This is a genomic window from Cryobacterium sp. TMT2-42-4 (genome assembly GCF_004402645.1).
Taxonomy (GTDB): Bacteria; Actinomycetota; Actinomycetes; order Actinomycetales; family Microbacteriaceae; genus Cryobacterium; species Cryobacterium sandaracinum.
Map to the genome: position 1 here is coordinate 50,456 of NZ_SOFT01000011.1, position 18,153 is coordinate 68,608.

Below are 18,153 nucleotides of genomic sequence, written 5' to 3' on the forward strand. Positions count from 1 at the left end.
AGACATACCCTTCGTTCTCGACCGCATCGTTGCGCCGAGTGTGCAGGCCCCCGGCCTGAGTCTTCGTTGTGCTACTCGTCGAGCGCGAGTTCCTTCGGCAGTTCGAACTCCTTGGACGCGAGTTCCTCGACGTTGACGTCTTTGAAGGTCAGCACCCGCACCGACTTCACGAACCGGTCGGAACGGTAGACGTCCCAGACCCAGACATCTTTCATGGTCAATTCGAAGTAGAAATCGTGCTCCGTGTCACGGCGCACCAGTTCGACCTCGTTCGCGAGGTAGAAGCGTCGTTCGGTCTCCACGACGTACTGAAACTGCCCCACAACGTCTCGGTACTCGCGGTACAGGGCCAGCTCGACCTCGCGGTCGTAGTCCTCGAATTCATCTTCTTCCATGGTTCCTCAATCCTACGCTGTGATCTTCAGCCAGGATTTGCGATGCAGCAGGGTGGGTCCGAGCAGGGCGATCGCCGCCATGTGGGCGGGGCTGCCGTAGCCCTTGTTGCCGGCCCACTCGTAGCCGGGCGTCGCGGCATCCGCCTCGATCATCAGAGCGTCGCGGTGCACCTTCGCGATCACGGATGCCGCGGCCACCGATGCGCAGTCCTGGTCGGCCCGCACACGGGTCACCACGTTGAGCGGAGTGCTCAGTGCCCTGTTCAGCCAGTCGTCGTTGCCGTCCAGGAGCACCACGGCGCCGGTGATATCGACCCCGGCCGCGAACAACTGCGCGAGGGCCCGCTTGCCGGCGAGGCCGAGCGCAGCGATGATGCCCCGTTGGTCGACCTCCAGCGGCGTCGCGAGGCCGACCGCTGAGTGCAGCGCCCAGGCGACGGCCAGCGGCGCGAGGAGCCCGCGTCGGGGTTCACTGAGCATCTTTGAGTCGCGCAAACCGGCCGGGAAGGCCGGAGCTGAGGCGTTGACGACGGCCACACCTACCCCCACCGGGCCGGCAAGGGCGCCGCGGCCGACCTCGTCGACGCCGATCACGCAGGTCGCCCCGGCGGCCAGCAACGCCCGTTCGACGTCGAGGGTCGGATCCACGACCATTCCCTACCTCGTCTCCGTGGAGACGCCCTGGAAGACCTCCGAGTAGTCGTCGAGCCAAGACCAGCGCGCGGTCGGCCAGCTGATCACGAGGGCGCGCCCGACAACGTTGTCGATGGGCACGAACCCCTTGCCGGGGGTCTCGGTGTTGTAGCGGGAGTCCTTGGAGTTGTAGCGGTTGTCACCCATCACCCAGAGCGAGCCGTCCGGAACGACGATGTCGAAGTCGTCCTGCGAAACGCTCGTCTCCCCGGTCGGCAGAGACACATAGGGTTCGGACAGAGGCACGTCGTTGACGCTCATCTGGCCGAGCGGGTTGCAGCAGGTGACGTGGTCGCCCGGCAGCCCGATGACGCGTTTGATCAGGTGGTCGTTGCTGTCCGGCGCCGACAGCCCCACCGCGGCCATGACCCAGTCCACGGCGGCGATGACGGCGTTCTGCTCAAGGGGAGCCTGCGGCAGCAGCCAGCCGCCCGGATCCCGGAACACGACGACGTCGCCGCGTTCGACCGGGATCAGCTTCGGTTCGAGCTGGTTCACGATGATCCGGTCGTTGATTAGGAGGGTGGTCTCCATTGACCCGGAGGGAATGTAGAACGAGCGCACCAGGAACGTCTTGATCAGGAACGAGATGAGCAGGGCCACCACGAAAATGACCAGAAGGTCACGTATAAAGAGTGCAACGCCGCGCTTCTTGCGCTTTGTTTCTGTTCCCGGGCGATTGGATCGCGTGGGCAGAGAATTTTCTGTCATTAAACCGCCTGAGCTCCTGACCCAGTGTACGGGTGAGGAGCTCAGGGGGAATCCAGCGCAAGCCGGGAGTCGACTGCGACGGGTGTTAGTCGCGCTTCTCCTTGATCTTGGCCTTCTTGCCGCGCAGGTTGCGCAGGTAGTACAGCTTCGCGCGACGCACGTCACCACGGGTGATGACCTCGATGCGGTCGATCACCGGGGAGTGCACCGGGAAGGTACGCTCGACGCCGACCTGGAAGCTGACCTTGCGAACGCAGAACGTTTCGCGCACGCCTTCGCCGGAGCGTCCGATGACGACTCCCTGGAAAACCTGCACACGAGAGCGAGCGCCCTCAACGATGTTGACGTGGACCTTGACGGTGTCGCCGGCGCGGAACGCCGGGATGTCCTTGCGGAGGGATGGGGCATCCACCTGGTCGAGAATATGCATACTGTTCGCTCTCTGTATCCGCCACAGGACGACTACGGCTTATGCGATGCGACACGCGAGGCGTGCGAATCCGCAAATGAATGAGTGTGTTTCGTGCCGATACGTTGCAGCTCCCCTGTGGCAGAGGCTTGCCACGGCACAAGCGATGATTATGTCACGAAACGCACCACCCCCGCAAAAGCTGGGTGAAGGTCAGGCCTCCGGCGCCTGACCGTGCTTCTTCCCGGATTCCTTATTCTCGACCGACTCCTCGGGCGGGTGGAGTGGATGCTCGCGCACGATGATGACGGAGGGATCCGGGGTGGCGCTGAAACCGTCGGTCGGCGGCAGCGTGGGCGGCACGCTCGGCGGGAACGCGGGGCCCCTCGCCGTCTCCTCGACCAGGAGCATCATGGCCCGCATGCTGCGGCGGGCGGCGGCGATCAGCTCCCAGATGGCGAACCAGAACGCGCCGATTCCGACCACGATCACCAGCGCGGCGAGGCCCGGCGCGACGTCGTAGGTGAACCCCATGCCCACGATCAGGGCGTGCCAGAGCGTGAGGATGCCCACGTCGGCCCACGACACCATGCGGGTGCTGCGCACCTCGGTGCGGGCGAAGAAGATCATGCTCACGGCGAGCAGGCCCACACCGACCACGAGGCCGCTGAAGAAGCTGCCGACCACGTCCCAGCCGCCGCTGCCGTAAACGGAGGCGCCGACCAGGAGCCACGCCGGAAGCACGAGGACGGCAATGAACTGCCAGTAGTAGAAGAATCTGCGTACGAACACGACACCAGACTACCCGGGCGACCTGCGCCGGCGAGCTCAGTTCGCTGGCGGCAGAAGGTCCGGGCGCACCCGCGCCGTGCGCAAGAATTGCTGCTCCCGCCGCCACGCGGCGACGGCGCCATGGTTGCCACTGAGCAACACCGAGGGAACGTCGAGGCCGCGCCACGCCGCGGGCTTCGTGTAGCTCGGATATTCGAGGAGGCCGTCCTCGTGGGACTCCTCGACAAGGCTTTCCGGGTTGCCGACGACCCCCGGGATCAGACGACCGACGGCCTCGATCATGGCCATCACGGCCACCTCTCCCCCGTTGAGCACGTAGTCGCCGAGACTGACCAGGCGCACCCGGCCGTCCTGCTCGAAGTGGTCGAAGACCCGCTGGTCGATGCCCTCGTAACGTCCGCAGCCGAAGATGAGATTCGATTCCTCGGCCAGCTCCCGGGCCATGGCCTGCGTGAACAACTCCCCGGCCGGGGACGGGAAGATCAGGAGCGGACCGGCATCCGTCGTTTCGGGCATGGCGGATGCATCCGTCGGCTCGCCACCCGGGTGCACGTCGGTGAGGATCGCGTCGATCGCGTCACCCCATGGCTCCGGCTTCATCACCATGCCGGCGCCGCCGCCGTAGGGCGTGTCGTCGACGGAGTGGTGCCGGTCGTGGGTGTGGTCGCGCAGGTTGTGCACCCGAAGGTCGATCAGCCCCGATTGCCGGGCCTTGCCGACCAGGGAGACGTCGAGGACGGAGAAGAACTCCGGAAAGATCGTGATGATGTCGATACGCACGGGAGCAGTCTACGAGCGAACGAGCGTCGGTTCGGCATGCTCGGTCGTCTCGGCGGCCACCTCCGCGTCGACGTCGCCTGCGTCACCGGATGCCGGGGCGCGGTTCACATGGGTGCGGTGCGAGAAGTAGATGGGCAGCGCGGTGAAGAGGATGGCCCCGAGGACGTTGCCGAGGAGAACCGGGGCCTGGTTCCATACCCACCATTGGCCAACCGTGACGTCGGCGCCGAGCATGATGCCGGCCGGAATGGCGAACATGTTGACGATAGCGTGCTCGAGGCCGAGGCTGAAGAAGGTCGTCACAGGCAGCCACATCGCGAGGACCTTGCCCGCCGTGGACGTGGACGTGTAGAACATGATGGTGCCGATGGCGACCATCCAGTTGCAGAGCATGGCCTTGATGATCACGACAAGGATGCCGCCGGCACCGACCGCCTCGTAGGGCAGCACCTTGTGCTCGGCGAGGTCGATGATGGCCTGGACCATCGGGTCGGACATGTCCGTGCCCAGATACGTGATCGACGTCGTGTAGAGGAAGGCGTACAGTCCGGCCCCGAAGAGGTGGGCGAGAATGACCACGAAGAAGTTCCTGAGTCCCCGGGTGACCGTCGTGCGCCTTTCCATGATCGCAAGCGGGACAAGAGCGAAGCTACCGGTGACCAGCTCGAGACCCAACAACAGGATCATCGCGAAGCCGACCGGGAAGAGCACGGCCCCGACGATGGGCAGGCCGGTCTGAGCCGTGGCGGTTAAGGCGACGGTCGTGGCCGCTCCGAGAATCGCCCCGGCCAGCACCCCCCGCATCGCCATTTGCCCCAGGGTCAATTGCGTTTTAAGCAGACCGGAGTGAGTAATGTCATCGATGAGTTGGCTCGGTTTAACGTACGACATGCGACGGTGCTCCTATAAGAGGTCTGCCGCGTCGTGACGAGGTGGGGAGACGGTCGGGCGCGGCGCGCCTCTCCCCGAGGACGTGTTTCAGCTCCGGCCGGGGGCTCCGTCGATCTCGGCCTGGGGTTCTGATCCAGTTTCGGGGGCAGCCGTGGCTGCGGTGTTGTCACTATTGTCGACGTTGTCATCGACGGCGTTGTCATCGTCGTCGTCCGGTTCCTCCGGGAGCTCTTCGAGCAAGCCGGGAGGCGGGGTGATGGTGACGATGCCGGTCGCGATGTCGACGGAGGGCACGATGGCCTTCACGAAGGGGATCATGACCTCGGCGGCGGGGGTCTTCACGATCAACAGGTCCTGCGCGGGAAGGTGCTCCAGCCGCGCGATGGTTCCGATCTGGACGCCGTCGCGCACGACGGAGAGGCCGATCAGCTGGTGGTCGTACCAGGCGTCTTCTTCGCCGGACTGTTCCGCGTCGTCCTGGTCGATCCAGAGGATCGCTTTGGCCAGGGCTTCGGCCGCTTCGCGGTCGGGGACATCCTTGAAGAAGCCGACCGCGTGCTGGTTGTACCAGCGGAGCTCGACGAGCTCGATTTTCTTGCCGTGCCAGGGTGAACCCGTGGGGACCTGCAGCGTGAACACGGCGCCCGGGACGAAACGACGCCCCGGGTCATCCGTGAACAATTCCAGCTTGATCGCTCCCTTGAGGCCGTGCGCCTTGGTCAGGCGCCCCACCCTCAACTGGCTGCGCGGAGTCGTACTGTCGTTCACCGAACTCATATCCAACTACTCATTTACCAGTTCAGTAATCGGTGTCGACGACGTCAACGCGCACGCGGCGGCCGTCGGCCAGCGCGGCCACGAGGGTGCGCAGTGCCTTGGCGGTGCGCCCGGAACGCCCGATCACGCGGCCGAGGTCCTCGGGGCTCACACGAACCTCAAGAACCTCGCCCCGAGGGGACGTCTGGGTCACAACATGCACATCGTCCGGGTGATCAACGATCCCCTTGACGAGGTGCTCAAGCGCGGGAGCGAGCAAAATTACGCCTTGTCCTCTTCGGTTGCCTCCGCGGCAGCCTCGGTCTCCTTGGGTGCCTCTTCCTTGGCCACAGGCTTGTCGGCCTTCGGCTTCAGAACCGGCTTCTTCTTCTCGTCGGCGACGAACGGAGCCTTCGGCTCCTTGAACTTCACGGTACTGACGGCGTTCTTGTCACCCTTGAAGATGCCCCAGTCGCCGGTCAGCTTGAGGAGAGCCTCAACCTGCTCTGTCGGCTGTGCTCCAACGCCCAGCCAGTACAGGGCACGCTCGGACTTGACCTCGATGACGGAGGGCTCCTGCGTGGGGTGGTAGACGCCGATCTCTTCGATGACACGACCATCGCGCTTGGTGCGCGCGTCGGCAACGACGATGCGGTAGTACGGTGCACGGATCTTGCCCATGCGCTTCAAACGAATTTTGACAGCCACAATTCTCCTGTGTATTTGATTTTTGGCGAACTGAGGGCCGTGAGCGTGGGGGCACACTCGGCACAAGCTCAATAAGGTTTTTTCCTGCGCCTGAGTAGAGGGTCGGACGCAAGAGAACTCGACTAATGATTCTGTCAGACATCGACGACTTTCTGATAATCGACCGGCTGGGCGGCGCGGTCATCACCGGACTCGCGGCCGGCTGGAGCGCCGCTTCGCCAATCGGTGTCAGGATTGTCACACACCCGCGCTCGTAGGGTTGAACCAGGATCGGAAGGACCGCGCATGGGGATCGAATTTGCCCGGTCGTTACGGTCCACCATTGGCATCGAGTGGGAACTCGCCCTCGTCGATCGCGAGTCGGGTGACCTGGTCTGCCTGGCAGATGAGGTGCTGACGGCTCTGGCCGCGCGCGACGGCACGCCGCATCCGCACATCACCGGGGAATTGCTTCTGAACACAGTCGAACTCGTGTCGGGGGTGCACCGTACAGTTGCGGGCGCCGTCACGGATGTCGCCGCCCAGGTTGACGAGGTGCGCGCCATCACGGATCCGCGGGGCGTCGAACTCATCTGTAGCGGGTCGCATCCGTTCAGCCAGTGGTTCGACCAGAAGGTCACGGACAAGGCCCGCTACCACCGGTTGATCGACCGCACCCAGTGGTGGGGCCGCAACATGATGATCTGGGGCATCCACGTGCATGTGGGGATCGAGGACAAGGCCAAGGTCATCCCGATTTTGAACGGCCTGCTCGGCTACCTGCCGCACCTGCAGGCCCTGTCGGCGTCGAGCCCGTTCTGGGCCGGCGTGAACACCGGCTACGCCTCCAACCGCGCTCTCATGTTCCAGCAGTTGCCCACCGCCGGCCTGCCGTGGATCCTGCACGACTGGGAGGCCTGGGAGCGCTACGTGGCCGATATGACCGCCACCGGGGTGATTGAGGATGAGACCGAGGTGCGCTGGGACATCCGTCCGTCGCCGCGATGGGGAACCATCGAGGTGCGCGCCTGCGACGGCGTGTCCACGACGGAGGAACTCGGCGCCATCGCCGCGTTCATCCAGTGCCTGGTCGACTGGATGTCGGGGCGTCTCGACGCCGGCGAGACGGTCGGGTCGATGCAGCCGTGGTTCGTTCGCGAGAACAAATGGCGGGCCGCTCGCTACGGCCTGGACGCCGAGATCATCACGGATGCCGCGGGCGCCGAAAGCCTGGTGACCGACGATGTGCGCCGGCTGATCGGCATCCTCTCCCCCGTCGCCGAGCGACTGGGCTGCCTGGGCGAGCTGCAGAGCCTGAACCGGATCATCACCGGGGGTGCGAGCTACCAGCGGCAGCTGCGGGTCGCCGAGGCGCACGGCGGCAGCCTGCCTGCCGTCGTGAAGGCGCTGACCAGCGAACTCCGCACGGGCCTCCCCGCATAGCTGAGTGAGCCCTCATGGCCGCGGACGATGCGGGATCGCGGCTTGGGGGTTCCGAGCCGGGTGTTCGTGATGTCGACTCAGGCAGGCAGGCAGCGGACCGTGACACGGGCCGTGAGTGCGTTCCGGGAGCGTTACCACCACTCGATAAGGACTCACGCATCTCGGGCGCAGCCCGTCTCGAGCGCGTTTTTTTGGTCGCGCCAGGCGAGCCAGTCAGTGAGCGAGGCCAGGTCGTAGTGCGGGCCGGACAGCCCAAGGGTGAACAGGCGGGCGCCAAGGTCATAGAGCTCGTCGGCCTCGGTCACGGTGCGGGACCGCAGTTCGGTCGAGATCTCGATCTCGGAGAGGTCCCGGCCCACCGTGTCACACCACTTCGAGAGCACGCCGAGCTTGTGCTCGAGCACCGCCGGAGTGGAAAACGAATGCCAGATGTCCGCATGTCTCGCCACGATTCGGAGGGTCTTCTTCTCGCCCCCGCCGCCGATCAGCACCGGGATGTCGCGCAGGGGCGGCGGGTTCAGCTTCGCCCAGCGCGCCTCGATCCGCGGGAGGTCGGCCTCGAGGGCGTCCAGGCGGGTGCCCGCGGTGCCGAACTCGAAGCCGTACTCGTCGTAGTCGCGCTCGAACCAGCCGGAGCCGGTGCCGAAGATGAACCGGCCGCCGCTGATGTGGTCGATGGTGCGCGCCATGTCGGCCTGCAGGTCGGGGTTGCGGTAGCCGTTGCAGTTGACCAGCGCGCCCAGCTCGATGGTGGAGGTCTGCTCCGCCCAGGCCGCGAGGAGCGTCCAGGACTCGAAGTGGAGGCCGTTCTTCTCGCCGGAGAGCGGAAAGAAGTGGTCCCAGTCGAACGCGATGTCCGTGCCCAGGGCCTCGACCTCCGCCACGGTCACCCGGATCTTCGGATAGAGGGCGTGCTGCGGGGCGATTTGCACACCGATACGTACCCGGCCGGCCGTGGAGGACGGCGTGGAAGTCGGCGTGGAGGAGGTCATGCGCTCATCCTAAACCGGCGGCCGGGCGCATCCGCAGCCCAGTCAGCGGCTCAGCGTTTGCGGCGAAGTGTCACCGGCCGAGCATCTTCTGCAGGGCGGCCATCTCGTCTTCGGTGGGACCGCCGGCCTTCCCGGCGCCGCCGAGGCCGAAGCCCGTGCCGCCGCCCGCACCGGGGCCCGCGCCAGCGGGCCTCTCACCGGACGCGATCGCCATGTTCTCCGCCGCGCGCTTGGCCGGGTTGCCCGACTTCGAGCCCTTCTTCTTGGGCTGTGGCTTGCCACGGCCGCCGCCGCCCATGCCGCCGGGGACCGGGCCCATTCCGGGGATGTTGGGCATGCCGCCCTTGGCAACCGTCTTCATCATCTTGGCGGCCTGCTCGAACCGGGACACGAGCTGGTTGACCTCGGTCACGGTCGAGCCGGCGCCGCGGGCTATGCGCAGCCGGCGGGATCCGTTCAACAGCTTCGGGGTGGTGCGCTCGGCCTTGGTCATCGACTGGATGATGGCCTCCGTGCGCACGATCTCGCGCTCGTCGAAGTTCTCGAGCTGCTGCTTCATGGCGCCGGCGCCCGGGAGCATGCTCATCATCTTCTTGATCGAACCCATGTTGCGCAGCTGCTGCATCTGGCCGAGGAAGTCGTCGAGGGTGAAACTGTCGGTGGAGAACTTCTCCGCCATCTTGCGCGCTTCGTCTTCGTCGAAGGCACCCTGCGCCTGCTCGATCAGGGTAAGGATGTCACCGAGGTCGAGGATGCGGCTGGCCATGCGGTCGGGGTGGAACGGCTCGAAGTCGTCGAGGCTCTCACCGGTCGACGCGAACATGATGGGGCGGCCGGTGATCGAGGCCACCGACAGGGCCGCACCGCCTCGCGCGTCACCGTCGAGTTTGGAGAGCACCACGCCGGTGAAGTCGACGCCGTCCTGGAACGCCTTGGCGGTGGCCACGGCATCCTGGCCGATCATGGCGTCGATCACGAAGAGCACTTCGTCGGGGTCGATGGCCGTGCGGATGTCCGCGGCCTGCTTCATCATCTCCGCGTCGACGCCGAGGCGTCCGGCGGTGTCGACGATGACCACGTCGTGCATCTTCTGTTGGGCGTACTTGACGCCGTCGCGGGCGACCTTGACCGGGTTGCCGACGCCGTTGCCGGGCTCGGGCGCGTAGACGGGCACGCCCGCCTGGGCGCCGACGACCTCGAGCTGGGTGACCGCGTTGGGGCGCTGCAGGTCGGCTGCGACCAGGATCGGGGTGTGGCCGTCTTTGGCGAGCCACTTGGCGAGCTTGCCGGCAAGAGTGGTCTTACCGGCACCCTGGAGGCCGGCGAGCATGATGATGGTCGGCGGCTTCTTGGCGAATTCGAGTCGGCGCTGCTGACCGCCGAGGATCTCGACGAGCTCCTCGTTGACGATCTTAACGACCTGCTGGGCCGGGTTCAGCGCCGTGCTGACCTCGTCGCCGAGGGCACGCTCGCGCACCTTGCCGGTGAAGTCCTTGACCACCTCGAGGGCAACGTCGGCGTCGAGCAGCGCGCGCCGGATCTCGCGAACGGTGCCGTCGACATCCGCCGCGCTGAGCTTGCCCTTGGTGCGGAGATTCTTGAACGTCTCGGCCAGGCGATCTGAGAGGTTTCCAAAAGTAGCCATGATGCGTTTAGTTTAACCGGTCGCGGAGCCTACGGTTGTTCGGGTGCGCAAACCGCATCCGAAGTCAGGAGTCAGCATGTCCGTTGTCGTCGTCGCCGTACTCACCCCGAAGCCCGGTCGCAGCCAGGAGATTTTGGACGCGTTCGCCGTGGTCTCCCCCACGGTGCACGCCGAGCCCGGCTGCGAACTGTATGCCGCGCACACCGACGGTGACCTGGTGGTCATGGTCGAGCGCTGGGCCAGCGCCGCCGACCTCGCGGTGCACGCGACCGGCGCGGGAATCACCGAGCTTGGTGCGCTCACGGATGACGCACTGGCCGCCGCCACGGACGTCACGGTGCTGCAGAACGTGCCGTTCGGCGACCCGGCCAAGGGCACCATCCAGTAGGGAGCGCCGACGTCCGACCGGACAGCGGCGCTACTGCTCGACGGCGATCAGCACGGGGTCGCCGTGCACGTCGATCGTGACCACGAGCAGGGCGTCGGTGTCATCGGGGCTGATCGAGTACTCGAGCACCGCGAAGTGCTCCTCGCTGCGGAAATGATGCGGGTGGAAGCCGATCCGCTGCAGCTGGATGGAGCGCAGAAAATCGATCTGCTTGTCGCCCGAATCCCAGATCAGGGCGTCGTCGAGAACCTCGGGATCCATTTCGTCGAGTTCGGTCGTGATGTAGGCGCCCGTCACCGAGCCCTCCTTGCTGAGGTCGGCCACGAGCGATTCGCGGGCCTGCGAATCGAGTTCCTCGATGTCGTTGACCATGGCCGCCGCAATGTCGAGCGCTTCGGCCGAGACGGACTCCTCGTCAGGGGAGCTGAGGTCGATCTGCACGTCCTGGTCGCCCAGCTCGGCCGAATCCGACCAGTAGACCTCTGCAGCGTCGTCACTGCCGAGAATTCCGAAGAAATCGTGTTCGATGGTCATGACTGTCCTATCCGACGAGTTTTTGTGCGAAAACGTGCGGCGTGAAACCGGTGAGGTCATTGATGCCCTCGCCCTGGCCCACGAGCTTGATGGGGATGCCGGTCTTCTCCTGCACGGCGAGCACGAAGCCGCCCTTGGCGGATCCGTCCAGTTTGGTGAGAACGAGCCCGGTCACGCCGGCATGCTGGATAAAGGCCTCGGCCTGGGCCAGGCCGTTCTGGCCGGTCGTCGCGTCGAGCACGAGGAGCACCTCGGCGATCGGGGTCTGCTTCTCGATCACCTTGCGGATCTTGGTGAGTTCGTCCATCAGGCCGCCCTTGGTCTGCAGCCGCCCGGCGGTGTCGATGATCACGATCTCCGTGCCGTCTTGCATGGCCCGCTCGACGGTCTGGAAGGCGACGGATGCCGGGTCCTGGCCGTGGGCCTGCGGCCGCACGATGTCGGCGCCGGCACGTTCGGCCCAGGTGGCCAGCTGTTCCACAGCGGCCGCGCGGAACGTGTCGGCCGCCCCGATCAGCACGCTGCGGTTGTAGGTGCGCAGGAACTTCGCGAATTTGCCGATCGTGGTGGTCTTGCCGACGCCGTTGACGCCGACGACGAGCACGACGGCAGGCCGCGCGCTGAGGTTGAGGGTGGAGTCGAGCTTGGAGAGCCGTTCCTCGAGGCCTTCGCGCAGCATCCGTTGCAGGTCGGCCGGGTCGGTCGTGTTGTACCTGGCGACCTTGGCCCGCAGGTCGGCCACGATCGCCTCGGTGATGCTGGGACCGAAGTCGGCCTGGATGAGCGCGTCTTCGAGGTCTTCCCACGTCTCGGCGTCGATGAGCTTCTTCGCGAACATGCCGCGCAGTGCGCCGGAGAGAGACCAGGGGGTGCGTTCTGCCATGACTACAGCCTATGGCTCGCGCGGTACCTGCGCCGCTGCGCCCCAGGTGTGCTTCGCGCGAAGCGGCGCAGCCGGCGCGTACCGAGCGAAGGGCCCCCGAACCGATAATGCGGACCGGGTGCGGCACCGCCCCGATAAGGCTCGTTCGTGCGACTCGTGCCGTCACACGAGCGACTCGACCCGGCAGAATGCTGGGTGGCGGCCCAGACCTCACCCGCTGGTGTCGGCATCGTCCAGGGCACCTCCTTCCCGCACGGCCCGGCGGCGGTCGCCGCCCTGATGCGTGCGCTGGCGTCCGCGCGGCCGGAGCCGACCGTTGCCCTCGGCTTCGTCGATGTGCAGCGACCGGACACGCCGGAGACGCTCAGCCCGGTGTGAGGGTGCTGTTCTGAGGGACTTTCGGTCCTGGAACGACCACCCGTAACCGAGCAGGAATGCGCAAGCCCCCGACAGCCGCCCGGACCCGGTCTAGGGTGTCGGCATGGCAGTCAGCACAGGGCCCGACAGTGTGCGCACCGGGATCAACCGGTGCATCGCGGCGTGCGACGCGCTCGTGACGGTGAGCGAGGACTGCGCGGACGCCTGCCTCCGCATCGAGGGCAACGGCGACATCACCCGCTGCTTCCTCGCCGACCTGGACTGCATCGAGGTGTGCTCGTCGACGAGCCGGCTGCTGTCCTGGCATGCGCGGAAGGACGCTCTGACGACCATCGCGCTGCTGGAAACCTGCCGCGAGGCCGCCCGGGCATCGATCGCGGCCTGCGAGAACATGGCCCGGCTGCATCCGGGCTGGCACACCTGCAGCATGGCCTGCCGCCGGGTCGACGAGGCCTGCGCGCGACTCCTGGCCGCGCTGCGCTAGCACTCTTCACTCGTCAGCGGCGATCAGCGGCGACGTGTCAGGATGCCTGCTCGTCGTCCTTCGCGATGCGCTGCCCGACCACGGCCGAGACCCCATCGAGGCGCATCGAGACGCCGTAAAGGGCATCCGCGATCTCCATCGTGCGTTTCTGGTGGGTGATCACGATGAGCTGGCTGGTGGTGCGCAGGTCCTCGAAGATAGTCAGCAGCCGGCCGAGGTTGGCGTCGTCGAGGGCAGCCTCGACCTCGTCCATAATGTAGAACGGACTCGGGCGGGCCTTGAAGATGGCGATCAGCAGGGCCACGGCGGCGAGCGAGCGCTCCCCGCCTGACAGCAGTGAGAGCCGCTCGATCTTCTTGCCGGCGGGCTTGACCGAAACCTCGATGCCGGTCGTGAGCAGGCTGTCGGGATCGGTGAGACGGATGCTGCCGCTCCCGCCCGGGAACAGCACCGGGAACACCTCGGCGAACGCCGCCTGGGTGTCGTCGAAGGCGCTGCCGAAGATGGCACCCATCTTCTCGTCGATCTCCTCGATGATGGTGAGCAGGTCGCGGCGCGTGTTGGTGAGGTCGGTGAGCTGCTCAGTGAGGAAGCGGTGCCGCTGCTCGAGCGCGGCAAACTCCTCGAGGGCCAGCGGGTTCACTCGGCCGAGCTGGGCGTAGCGGCGTTCGGCGACGGTGAGGCGGCGCTGTTGCTCGTCCCGGTCGAAGCGGACGGGTTCGGCGGTCGGGTCTGCGCTGTTCTGGACGGCGCCCGGGATCGGCTGGTCGGGCCCGTACTCGGCCACGAGCACGTCTTCGGTCAGACCGAGGTCGCTGACGGCGCGCTCGAGCAGCCCGGACAGGTGCAGCTTCTTCTCGTAGATGGCCAGTTCCAGGCCGTGCACGGTCTCGGTGACAGCCTGCAACCGGGCGCGCAGGGTGCTGTCCTCCCGGCGCAGCGCCGCGATTTCCTCGTTCTGGCTGCTGCGCTCCGCCTCGGCGGTGGCCAGGCGCTGCCTGGCCTCGCTGACGGAGGCGTCGACCGAGGCAAGCACCAGCGGGAGCGCCTCGGCCACCCGGCTGGCGGCATCCACCTGACGGCGACGGATGACCGCACGCCGGGCTGCCTCCTCGGCCGCCGCCCGCGCGGCAGTCTGCTGTTTCGCGAGCGCGTCGGCCCGCGCCTGCCCGGCGCGCACGCGTTCACGGGCGGTCTCAACCTGGAGCCGGGCCTCGACCTCGGCTTCGCGCGCGACCTCGAGGGCGGCGACGAGCGCGTCGCGAGGCCCGGTATCCGGCACCGGGCGCGGCCGGGCGCGCTGTTCGTCCCGCGCGGTGTGGGCCGTCTCGCTTTCGGCCTCGCGGGCGGCGACGGTTTCGGCCTGCAGCAGGAGGGCGGCGGAGAGCCGACTCAGTTCGGCGGTGGCCGCCTCGAGCTGCACAGTGGCCCGGTTGGTCTTCTCGGCCTGCACGGTCGTGCGGGACTCGCACGCCCGCACCCGGGCGGCGGCCGCCTGGGCCTGGGTCTTGCGGGTGGACAGCATGACGCGGGCCTCGGCGAGGTCGGCAACGACCTGCTCGAGCCGGGTGCGCACCGCTGCGAGCGAGTCGGCGGCCGCACCGCGGTCGGCGATGAGCTCGAGGCGGCTGCGCCGGGCCCCGGAACCACCGCACAGCACGGTGTCGCTGAGTACGTCTCCGGCCCGGGTGATGACGGTGATCGGGAGGGCTGCGCACGCGGCGGTCTCCACGCCGACGGTCTCCACTTCCTCGGATCGGGATCCGAATCGGTCCACGGCGGCTCGGGCGGCATCGAGGTCGTCGGCGATCGCCGTACGCCGGAGCAGGCCGAGCACCCCGGGTGGAGCGTCGATCACCGATTCGGCCCAGAGCAGCCCGGGCTGCACGGCGAGGTCGGGCAGGGTGCCGGGTGCGAGGGCATCCGTCGTGCCGGTACCGGGCGCGTCGGCGTCGATCGTGCCGGCCACGATCAGCTCGACCCGGCCGAGATCGTCGGCGCGGGCGCGCACGATGGCGTCGACGGCCGCGCTCCGGGTGTCGGCGAGCACGGCGTCGGCGAGGGAGCCGAGGGCGGCGGCGATGGCGGCCTCGTAGCCGGGCCGCACGCGCACGTGTTCGGCCACCAGACCACGGATGCCCGCCGGCGCCGCAGCGAGCAGCGCCGCCGAGCCGTCCTTCTGGTCCAGGGCGAGGCTCAGTGCCCCCGCGCGGGCGGCGAGGGCGTCCCGTTCGCGTTCGCTGAGGTGCAGTTCGTCGCGCAGGCGTTCGACCTCGACCTCTGCCTGGGCGACGGCGGACCGGGCCGCGGCGGCGGCCTCGGCCGGGTGGCTCTCGCCGGCGTCGACGGCGGCCGCGTCGAGCGCCGCCGCGTCAGCGGCGAGTCCGGCGAGGTGTGCCTCCGCCGTGTCGACCCGGCCACGGGCGGCATTGAGGGCGTTCTGCTGCCGCAGCACCTCGCCGCGCACGGAGGCCAGGCGGCCCGCGGCGGTCTCGGCCTGCCCGGTCAGCTGGGAGAGGTGAAGGTCGTGCCGGGAGACCAGCACGGCCTGGGCGGCGATCTGTTCGTCGAGGGCGTCGAGCCGGCCCCGGGCCTTCTCGGTGGCCGCGCGGGCGGCAGCCCCGGTGGAGTCGGCCACGTCGATGCGGCTGCGCAGCGCGTCGATCTCGGCGGCGGCATCCGTCAGCATCGCCGTGGTCACCCTGGGGCCGGCGTCCACGGACTCGGCCTGCGAGCCGAGCAGGGCCAGCCGCTGGTTGGCGAGGGTGTAGAGGCCGCGCAGGCGCTCCTGCACGGATTCCAGGCCGAAGTTCGTGCGCCGGGCCTGGTCGACGGCGTCGCCGATCTGCTCGTGCTCGAGTCGGCGCAGGCGCCGCTGCCGGGTCTCGAGCTGTTCGGTCAGCACGAGCCGTTCGGCGTGCCGCTCGCTCTCGGTGCGGCCGTGCGCGTCGAGCGCGATACGCAGCGTGACCACGTCGTCGGCGAGGAGCCGGGCCCGGGCGTCGCGGGCGACGGCGGCGATGGTCTGCGCCTCGCGGGCGATGTCGGCCTGGCGTCCGAGCGGTTTGAGCTGCCGACGGATCTCCCCGGCCAGGTCGCTGAGCCGGGTTAGGTTGGCCTGCATGCCGTCGAGCTTGCGGAGGGTCTTCTCCTTGCGCCGACGGTGCTTGAGAATGCCGGCGGCCTCCTCGATGAAGCCGCGGCGCTCCTCGGGGCTGGCACGCAGCACGGCGTCGAGCTGCCCCTGCCCCACGATCACGTGCATCTCCCGGCCGAGGCCGGAGTCGCTGAGCAGCTCCTGCACGTCGAGCAGGCGGCAGGTGCGCCCGTTGATCGCATACTCACTCGCGCCGTTGCGAAAGAGGGTGCGGGAGATGGTGACCTCGGTGTAGTCGATCGGCAGCGCGCCATCCGTGTTGTCGATGGTCAGCGTCACGGCAGCCCGCCCGAGCGGGCCCTTGGTGGACGTGCCGGCGAAAATGACGTCTTCCATCTTGCCGCCGCGAAGGGTCTTCGCGCCCTGCTCGCCCATCACCCAGGCGAGTGCGTCGACGACGTTGGACTTGCCCGAGCCGTTGGGCCCGACCACACAGGTGACGCCGGGTTCGAAGGCGAACGTGGTGGGGTGGGCGAAGGATTTGAAGCCTTTGAGGGTGAGGCTCTTCAGATACACGGTTTCGCCCCCTTTCGTCGCTGACTCGGGTCGCGGCCGCCCGGCGCGCCGCCCCCAGCAACGGTACCGGATACAGCCGCCACCGCCCGGTAGGCGCGGTCCCCGGCGGTAGGTGCGGTCCCCGACGAATTCGACGGGGATTTTGCCGATGTGAAGCGGAGACGGATGTCTCGGGCCGGGTTTGAGCAAAATCTCGGCTCTCCTGCTTCATCCGTCGAATTGGTTCGGGGCTGGGGCCGAGCCCGGGCGGCGGGGCAGCGCTACGCTGGCCGATCATGGGGACCTTCAGCTTCGAGATCGACGAACTCGCCATTCCCGCCGCGCCGCACGCTCCCGGCTGGGCCGATTTCGAGGCGGCGAACGGGGTGCGCAACACGGTCGAGGCCGAGGCGTACGGCACCACCGACCTGGAGCTGACCGCCAAGGAGCTCCTGCCGGGCTGGCTCAAGCAGGCGTGGGAGCCCAAGCGCCTCTTCGTGGCCCGGTCCAAGGGACGCATTGTCGGGCGCGGTCACTACGAGACTCTTTCGGAGGATTCCGCCGAGCACGCGTGGTTGGCCGTGGAAGTGCTTCCCGAGTACCGACGGCGAGGCATCGGCTCAGCCCTCACTGCCCGGCTCGAGGCGATCGCGCACTCCGCGGGCCGCAGCGTGCAGATCGTCTACGCTCCATCACCGACAGCGCCGGGTGAGCGCCTCCACTCCCCCACCGGGTTCGGTTCGGTTCCGCTCGGCAACCCCGAGGTTCGGTTCCTTCAGGGCCGCGGCTACCTCCTCGAGCAGGTCGCGCGCGCCAGCCGGCTTACCCTGCCGGTGGATCCCACGCAGCTCCGCCGCCTGCGCGACGCCGCCGCCGGATATGCGGGTCCGGACTATTCAGTGCTGCAGTGGGTCGATCGCACCCCGCCGGACTGGGTGCCCGATCTGGCGGTGCTCTACACGCGCATGAGTACGGATGCCCCGAGCGCCGGCCTGGCCGAACCGGAGCAGCTCTGGACGCCCGAGCGTGTCATGCAGAAGGAGCAGAAGGCTGCCGCCGGCAGGCGCACGGCGCTGACCTCGGCGGTGCTGCATGGCCCGAGCGGCCACCTCGTGGGATTCACCGAGCTGGAGGTGCCGGTGGAGTCCCGCCGCGCGGTCAGTCAGGAGGACACGCTGGTGCTGCGCGAGCACCGCGGCCGCCGGTTGGGGATGCTGCTGAAGGTGGCAAACCTCGAGCTGCTCGCGGCGGAGCGCCCCGGGCATCCGTCGGTGTTGACCTATAACGCTGAGGAGAACCGGCACATGCTCACGGTCAACGAGGTCATCGGTTTCGTGCCGCTCGGTTACGAGGGAGCCTGGCGCCGCGACGCCCTCTGACCCGGCCCTGCGGCCCTCCGGCCCTCGAGCCTGCCGAGCCCTGAATCCCCGAGCCCCGAGTGTGCACGCGGGCATCGGCGGCGATCTGGTCCGTGGTGCGGGGGTCGTCCTGCATGCGTGTGGCCCACGCGGCTTTTGCCGGCCTCGTCGAGGCGGTCGCGCATGCGCCGCGCGAGTCTGACGACCTGGCTAGTGTTCACCGTCGACGCCTCGACGAGAAGCAGGGTCAGGGCTTCGGTGAGCTTGTCGGCGGTGACCGCG

General features: G+C 67.8%; 20 protein-coding genes. 5 read left to right on the top strand and 15 right to left on the bottom strand.

The window, feature by feature from the left end; genetic code table 11:
* Positions 1-71: 71 nt before the first annotated feature.
* The 10 genes from E3O18_RS02485 to rpsP all read right to left on the bottom strand — a co-directional run bounded on the left by E3O18_RS02485 (position 72) and on the right by rpsP (position 6,135).
* Positions 72-395, bottom strand: a complete 324-nt coding sequence (locus E3O18_RS02485; protein WP_066596196.1) for a DUF2469 family protein — start codon at positions 393-395, stop codon at positions 72-74.
* A 12-nt stretch (positions 396-407) separates the two neighbouring features.
* Positions 408-1,049, bottom strand: coding sequence for a ribonuclease HII (locus E3O18_RS02490; protein WP_134396293.1), 642 nt, complete (start codon positions 1,047-1,049; stop codon positions 408-410).
* Between the two features lie 3 nt (positions 1,050-1,052).
* Positions 1,053-1,799: a signal peptidase I gene (gene lepB / locus E3O18_RS02495; protein WP_134396295.1), complete on the bottom strand. Its 747-nt coding sequence runs from the start codon at positions 1,797-1,799 to the stop codon at positions 1,053-1,055.
* An 85-nt stretch (positions 1,800-1,884) separates the two neighbouring features.
* Positions 1,885-2,229, bottom strand: coding sequence for a 50S ribosomal protein L19 (gene rplS, locus E3O18_RS02500; RefSeq protein ID WP_104169856.1), 345 nt, complete (start codon positions 2,227-2,229; stop codon positions 1,885-1,887).
* A 192-nt stretch (positions 2,230-2,421) separates the two neighbouring features.
* Positions 2,422-3,000: an MFS transporter gene (locus E3O18_RS02505; protein WP_134396297.1), complete on the bottom strand. Its 579-nt coding sequence runs from the start codon at positions 2,998-3,000 to the stop codon at positions 2,422-2,424.
* 36 nt (positions 3,001-3,036) lie between these two features.
* Positions 3,037-3,780 carry a tRNA (guanosine(37)-N1)-methyltransferase TrmD gene (gene trmD, locus E3O18_RS02510; RefSeq protein WP_134396299.1) on the bottom strand — a complete coding sequence of 248 codons (744 nt, stop codon included), beginning with the start codon at positions 3,778-3,780 and terminating at the stop codon, positions 3,037-3,039.
* A gap of 9 nt (positions 3,781-3,789) precedes the next feature.
* Positions 3,790-4,671 carry a formate/nitrite transporter family protein gene (locus E3O18_RS02515; protein ID WP_134398157.1) on the bottom strand — a complete coding sequence of 294 codons (882 nt, stop codon included), beginning with the start codon at positions 4,669-4,671 and terminating at the stop codon, positions 3,790-3,792.
* 87 nt (positions 4,672-4,758) lie between these two features.
* Positions 4,759-5,439, bottom strand: coding sequence for a ribosome maturation factor RimM (rimM, locus tag E3O18_RS02520; RefSeq protein WP_241973383.1), 681 nt, complete (start codon positions 5,437-5,439; stop codon positions 4,759-4,761).
* A 31-nt stretch (positions 5,440-5,470) separates the two neighbouring features.
* On the bottom strand, positions 5,471-5,707 hold the full coding sequence (locus E3O18_RS02525) for an RNA-binding protein (RefSeq protein WP_134396304.1): 237 nt from the start codon (positions 5,705-5,707) through the stop codon (positions 5,471-5,473).
* Between the two features lie 2 nt (positions 5,708-5,709).
* Complete coding sequence (gene rpsP / locus E3O18_RS02530; protein ID WP_134396306.1) at positions 5,710-6,135, bottom strand: 30S ribosomal protein S16; 426 nt, start codon at positions 6,133-6,135, stop codon at positions 5,710-5,712.
* Positions 6,136-6,420: 285 nt separating this feature from the next.
* Here rpsP and E3O18_RS02535 point away from each other — a divergent pair, with 285 nt between their 5' ends.
* Positions 6,421-7,557: a glutamate--cysteine ligase gene (locus E3O18_RS02535; protein ID WP_134396308.1), complete on the top strand. Its 1,137-nt coding sequence runs from the start codon at positions 6,421-6,423 to the stop codon at positions 7,555-7,557.
* A gap of 152 nt (positions 7,558-7,709) precedes the next feature.
* Here the strand turns inward: E3O18_RS02535 and E3O18_RS02540 are convergent, their stop codons facing one another.
* Together E3O18_RS02540 and ffh are read right to left on the bottom strand one after the other, a co-directional pair.
* A complete protein-coding gene (locus tag E3O18_RS02540) occupies positions 7,710-8,549 on the bottom strand; it encodes an LLM class F420-dependent oxidoreductase (RefSeq protein WP_134396310.1) in 840 nt (279 codons plus the stop codon).
* A 70-nt stretch (positions 8,550-8,619) separates the two neighbouring features.
* Positions 8,620-10,194, bottom strand: coding sequence for a signal recognition particle protein (ffh, locus tag E3O18_RS02545; RefSeq protein WP_134417379.1), 1,575 nt, complete (start codon positions 10,192-10,194; stop codon positions 8,620-8,622).
* 76 nt (positions 10,195-10,270) lie between these two features.
* Here ffh and E3O18_RS02550 point away from each other — a divergent pair, with 76 nt between their 5' ends.
* Entirely contained in the window at positions 10,271-10,582 is a 312-nt protein-coding gene (locus E3O18_RS02550) for an antibiotic biosynthesis monooxygenase family protein (protein WP_134396314.1), read from the top strand.
* A gap of 30 nt (positions 10,583-10,612) precedes the next feature.
* On the opposite strand, the gene E3O18_RS02555 is transcribed toward E3O18_RS02550, so the two are convergent.
* Entirely contained in the window at positions 10,613-11,116 is a 504-nt protein-coding gene (locus E3O18_RS02555) for a DUF2004 domain-containing protein (protein ID WP_166784589.1), read from the bottom strand.
* A gap of 7 nt (positions 11,117-11,123) precedes the next feature.
* Positions 11,124-11,999 carry a signal recognition particle-docking protein FtsY gene (gene ftsY, locus E3O18_RS02560; RefSeq protein ID WP_134396317.1) on the bottom strand — a complete coding sequence of 292 codons (876 nt, stop codon included), beginning with the start codon at positions 11,997-11,999 and terminating at the stop codon, positions 11,124-11,126.
* A 147-nt stretch (positions 12,000-12,146) separates the two neighbouring features.
* Between ftsY and E3O18_RS02565 the strand changes: the two genes are divergently transcribed.
* The gene (locus tag E3O18_RS02565; protein WP_134417380.1) at positions 12,147-12,377 is read left to right on the top strand and encodes a hypothetical protein; all 231 of its coding nucleotides are present in this window, start codon (positions 12,147-12,149) and stop codon (positions 12,375-12,377) included.
* 103 nt (positions 12,378-12,480) lie between these two features.
* Positions 12,481-12,861: a four-helix bundle copper-binding protein gene (locus E3O18_RS02570; protein WP_134396320.1), complete on the top strand. Its 381-nt coding sequence runs from the start codon at positions 12,481-12,483 to the stop codon at positions 12,859-12,861.
* A gap of 37 nt (positions 12,862-12,898) precedes the next feature.
* Here E3O18_RS02570 and smc read toward each other — a convergent pair whose 3' ends face one another.
* Positions 12,899-16,534 (bottom strand): chromosome segregation protein SMC, encoded by a 3,636-nt coding sequence (gene smc / locus E3O18_RS02575; protein WP_134417382.1) that lies wholly within the window; start codon positions 16,532-16,534, stop codon positions 12,899-12,901.
* Positions 16,535-16,809: 275 nt separating this feature from the next.
* On the opposite strand from smc, the gene E3O18_RS02580 reads away from it, so the two are divergent.
* On the top strand, positions 16,810-17,892 hold the full coding sequence (locus E3O18_RS02580) for a GNAT family N-acetyltransferase (RefSeq protein ID WP_134417384.1): 1,083 nt from the start codon (positions 16,810-16,812) through the stop codon (positions 17,890-17,892).
* The last annotated feature ends 261 nt before the right edge of the window (positions 17,893-18,153 follow it).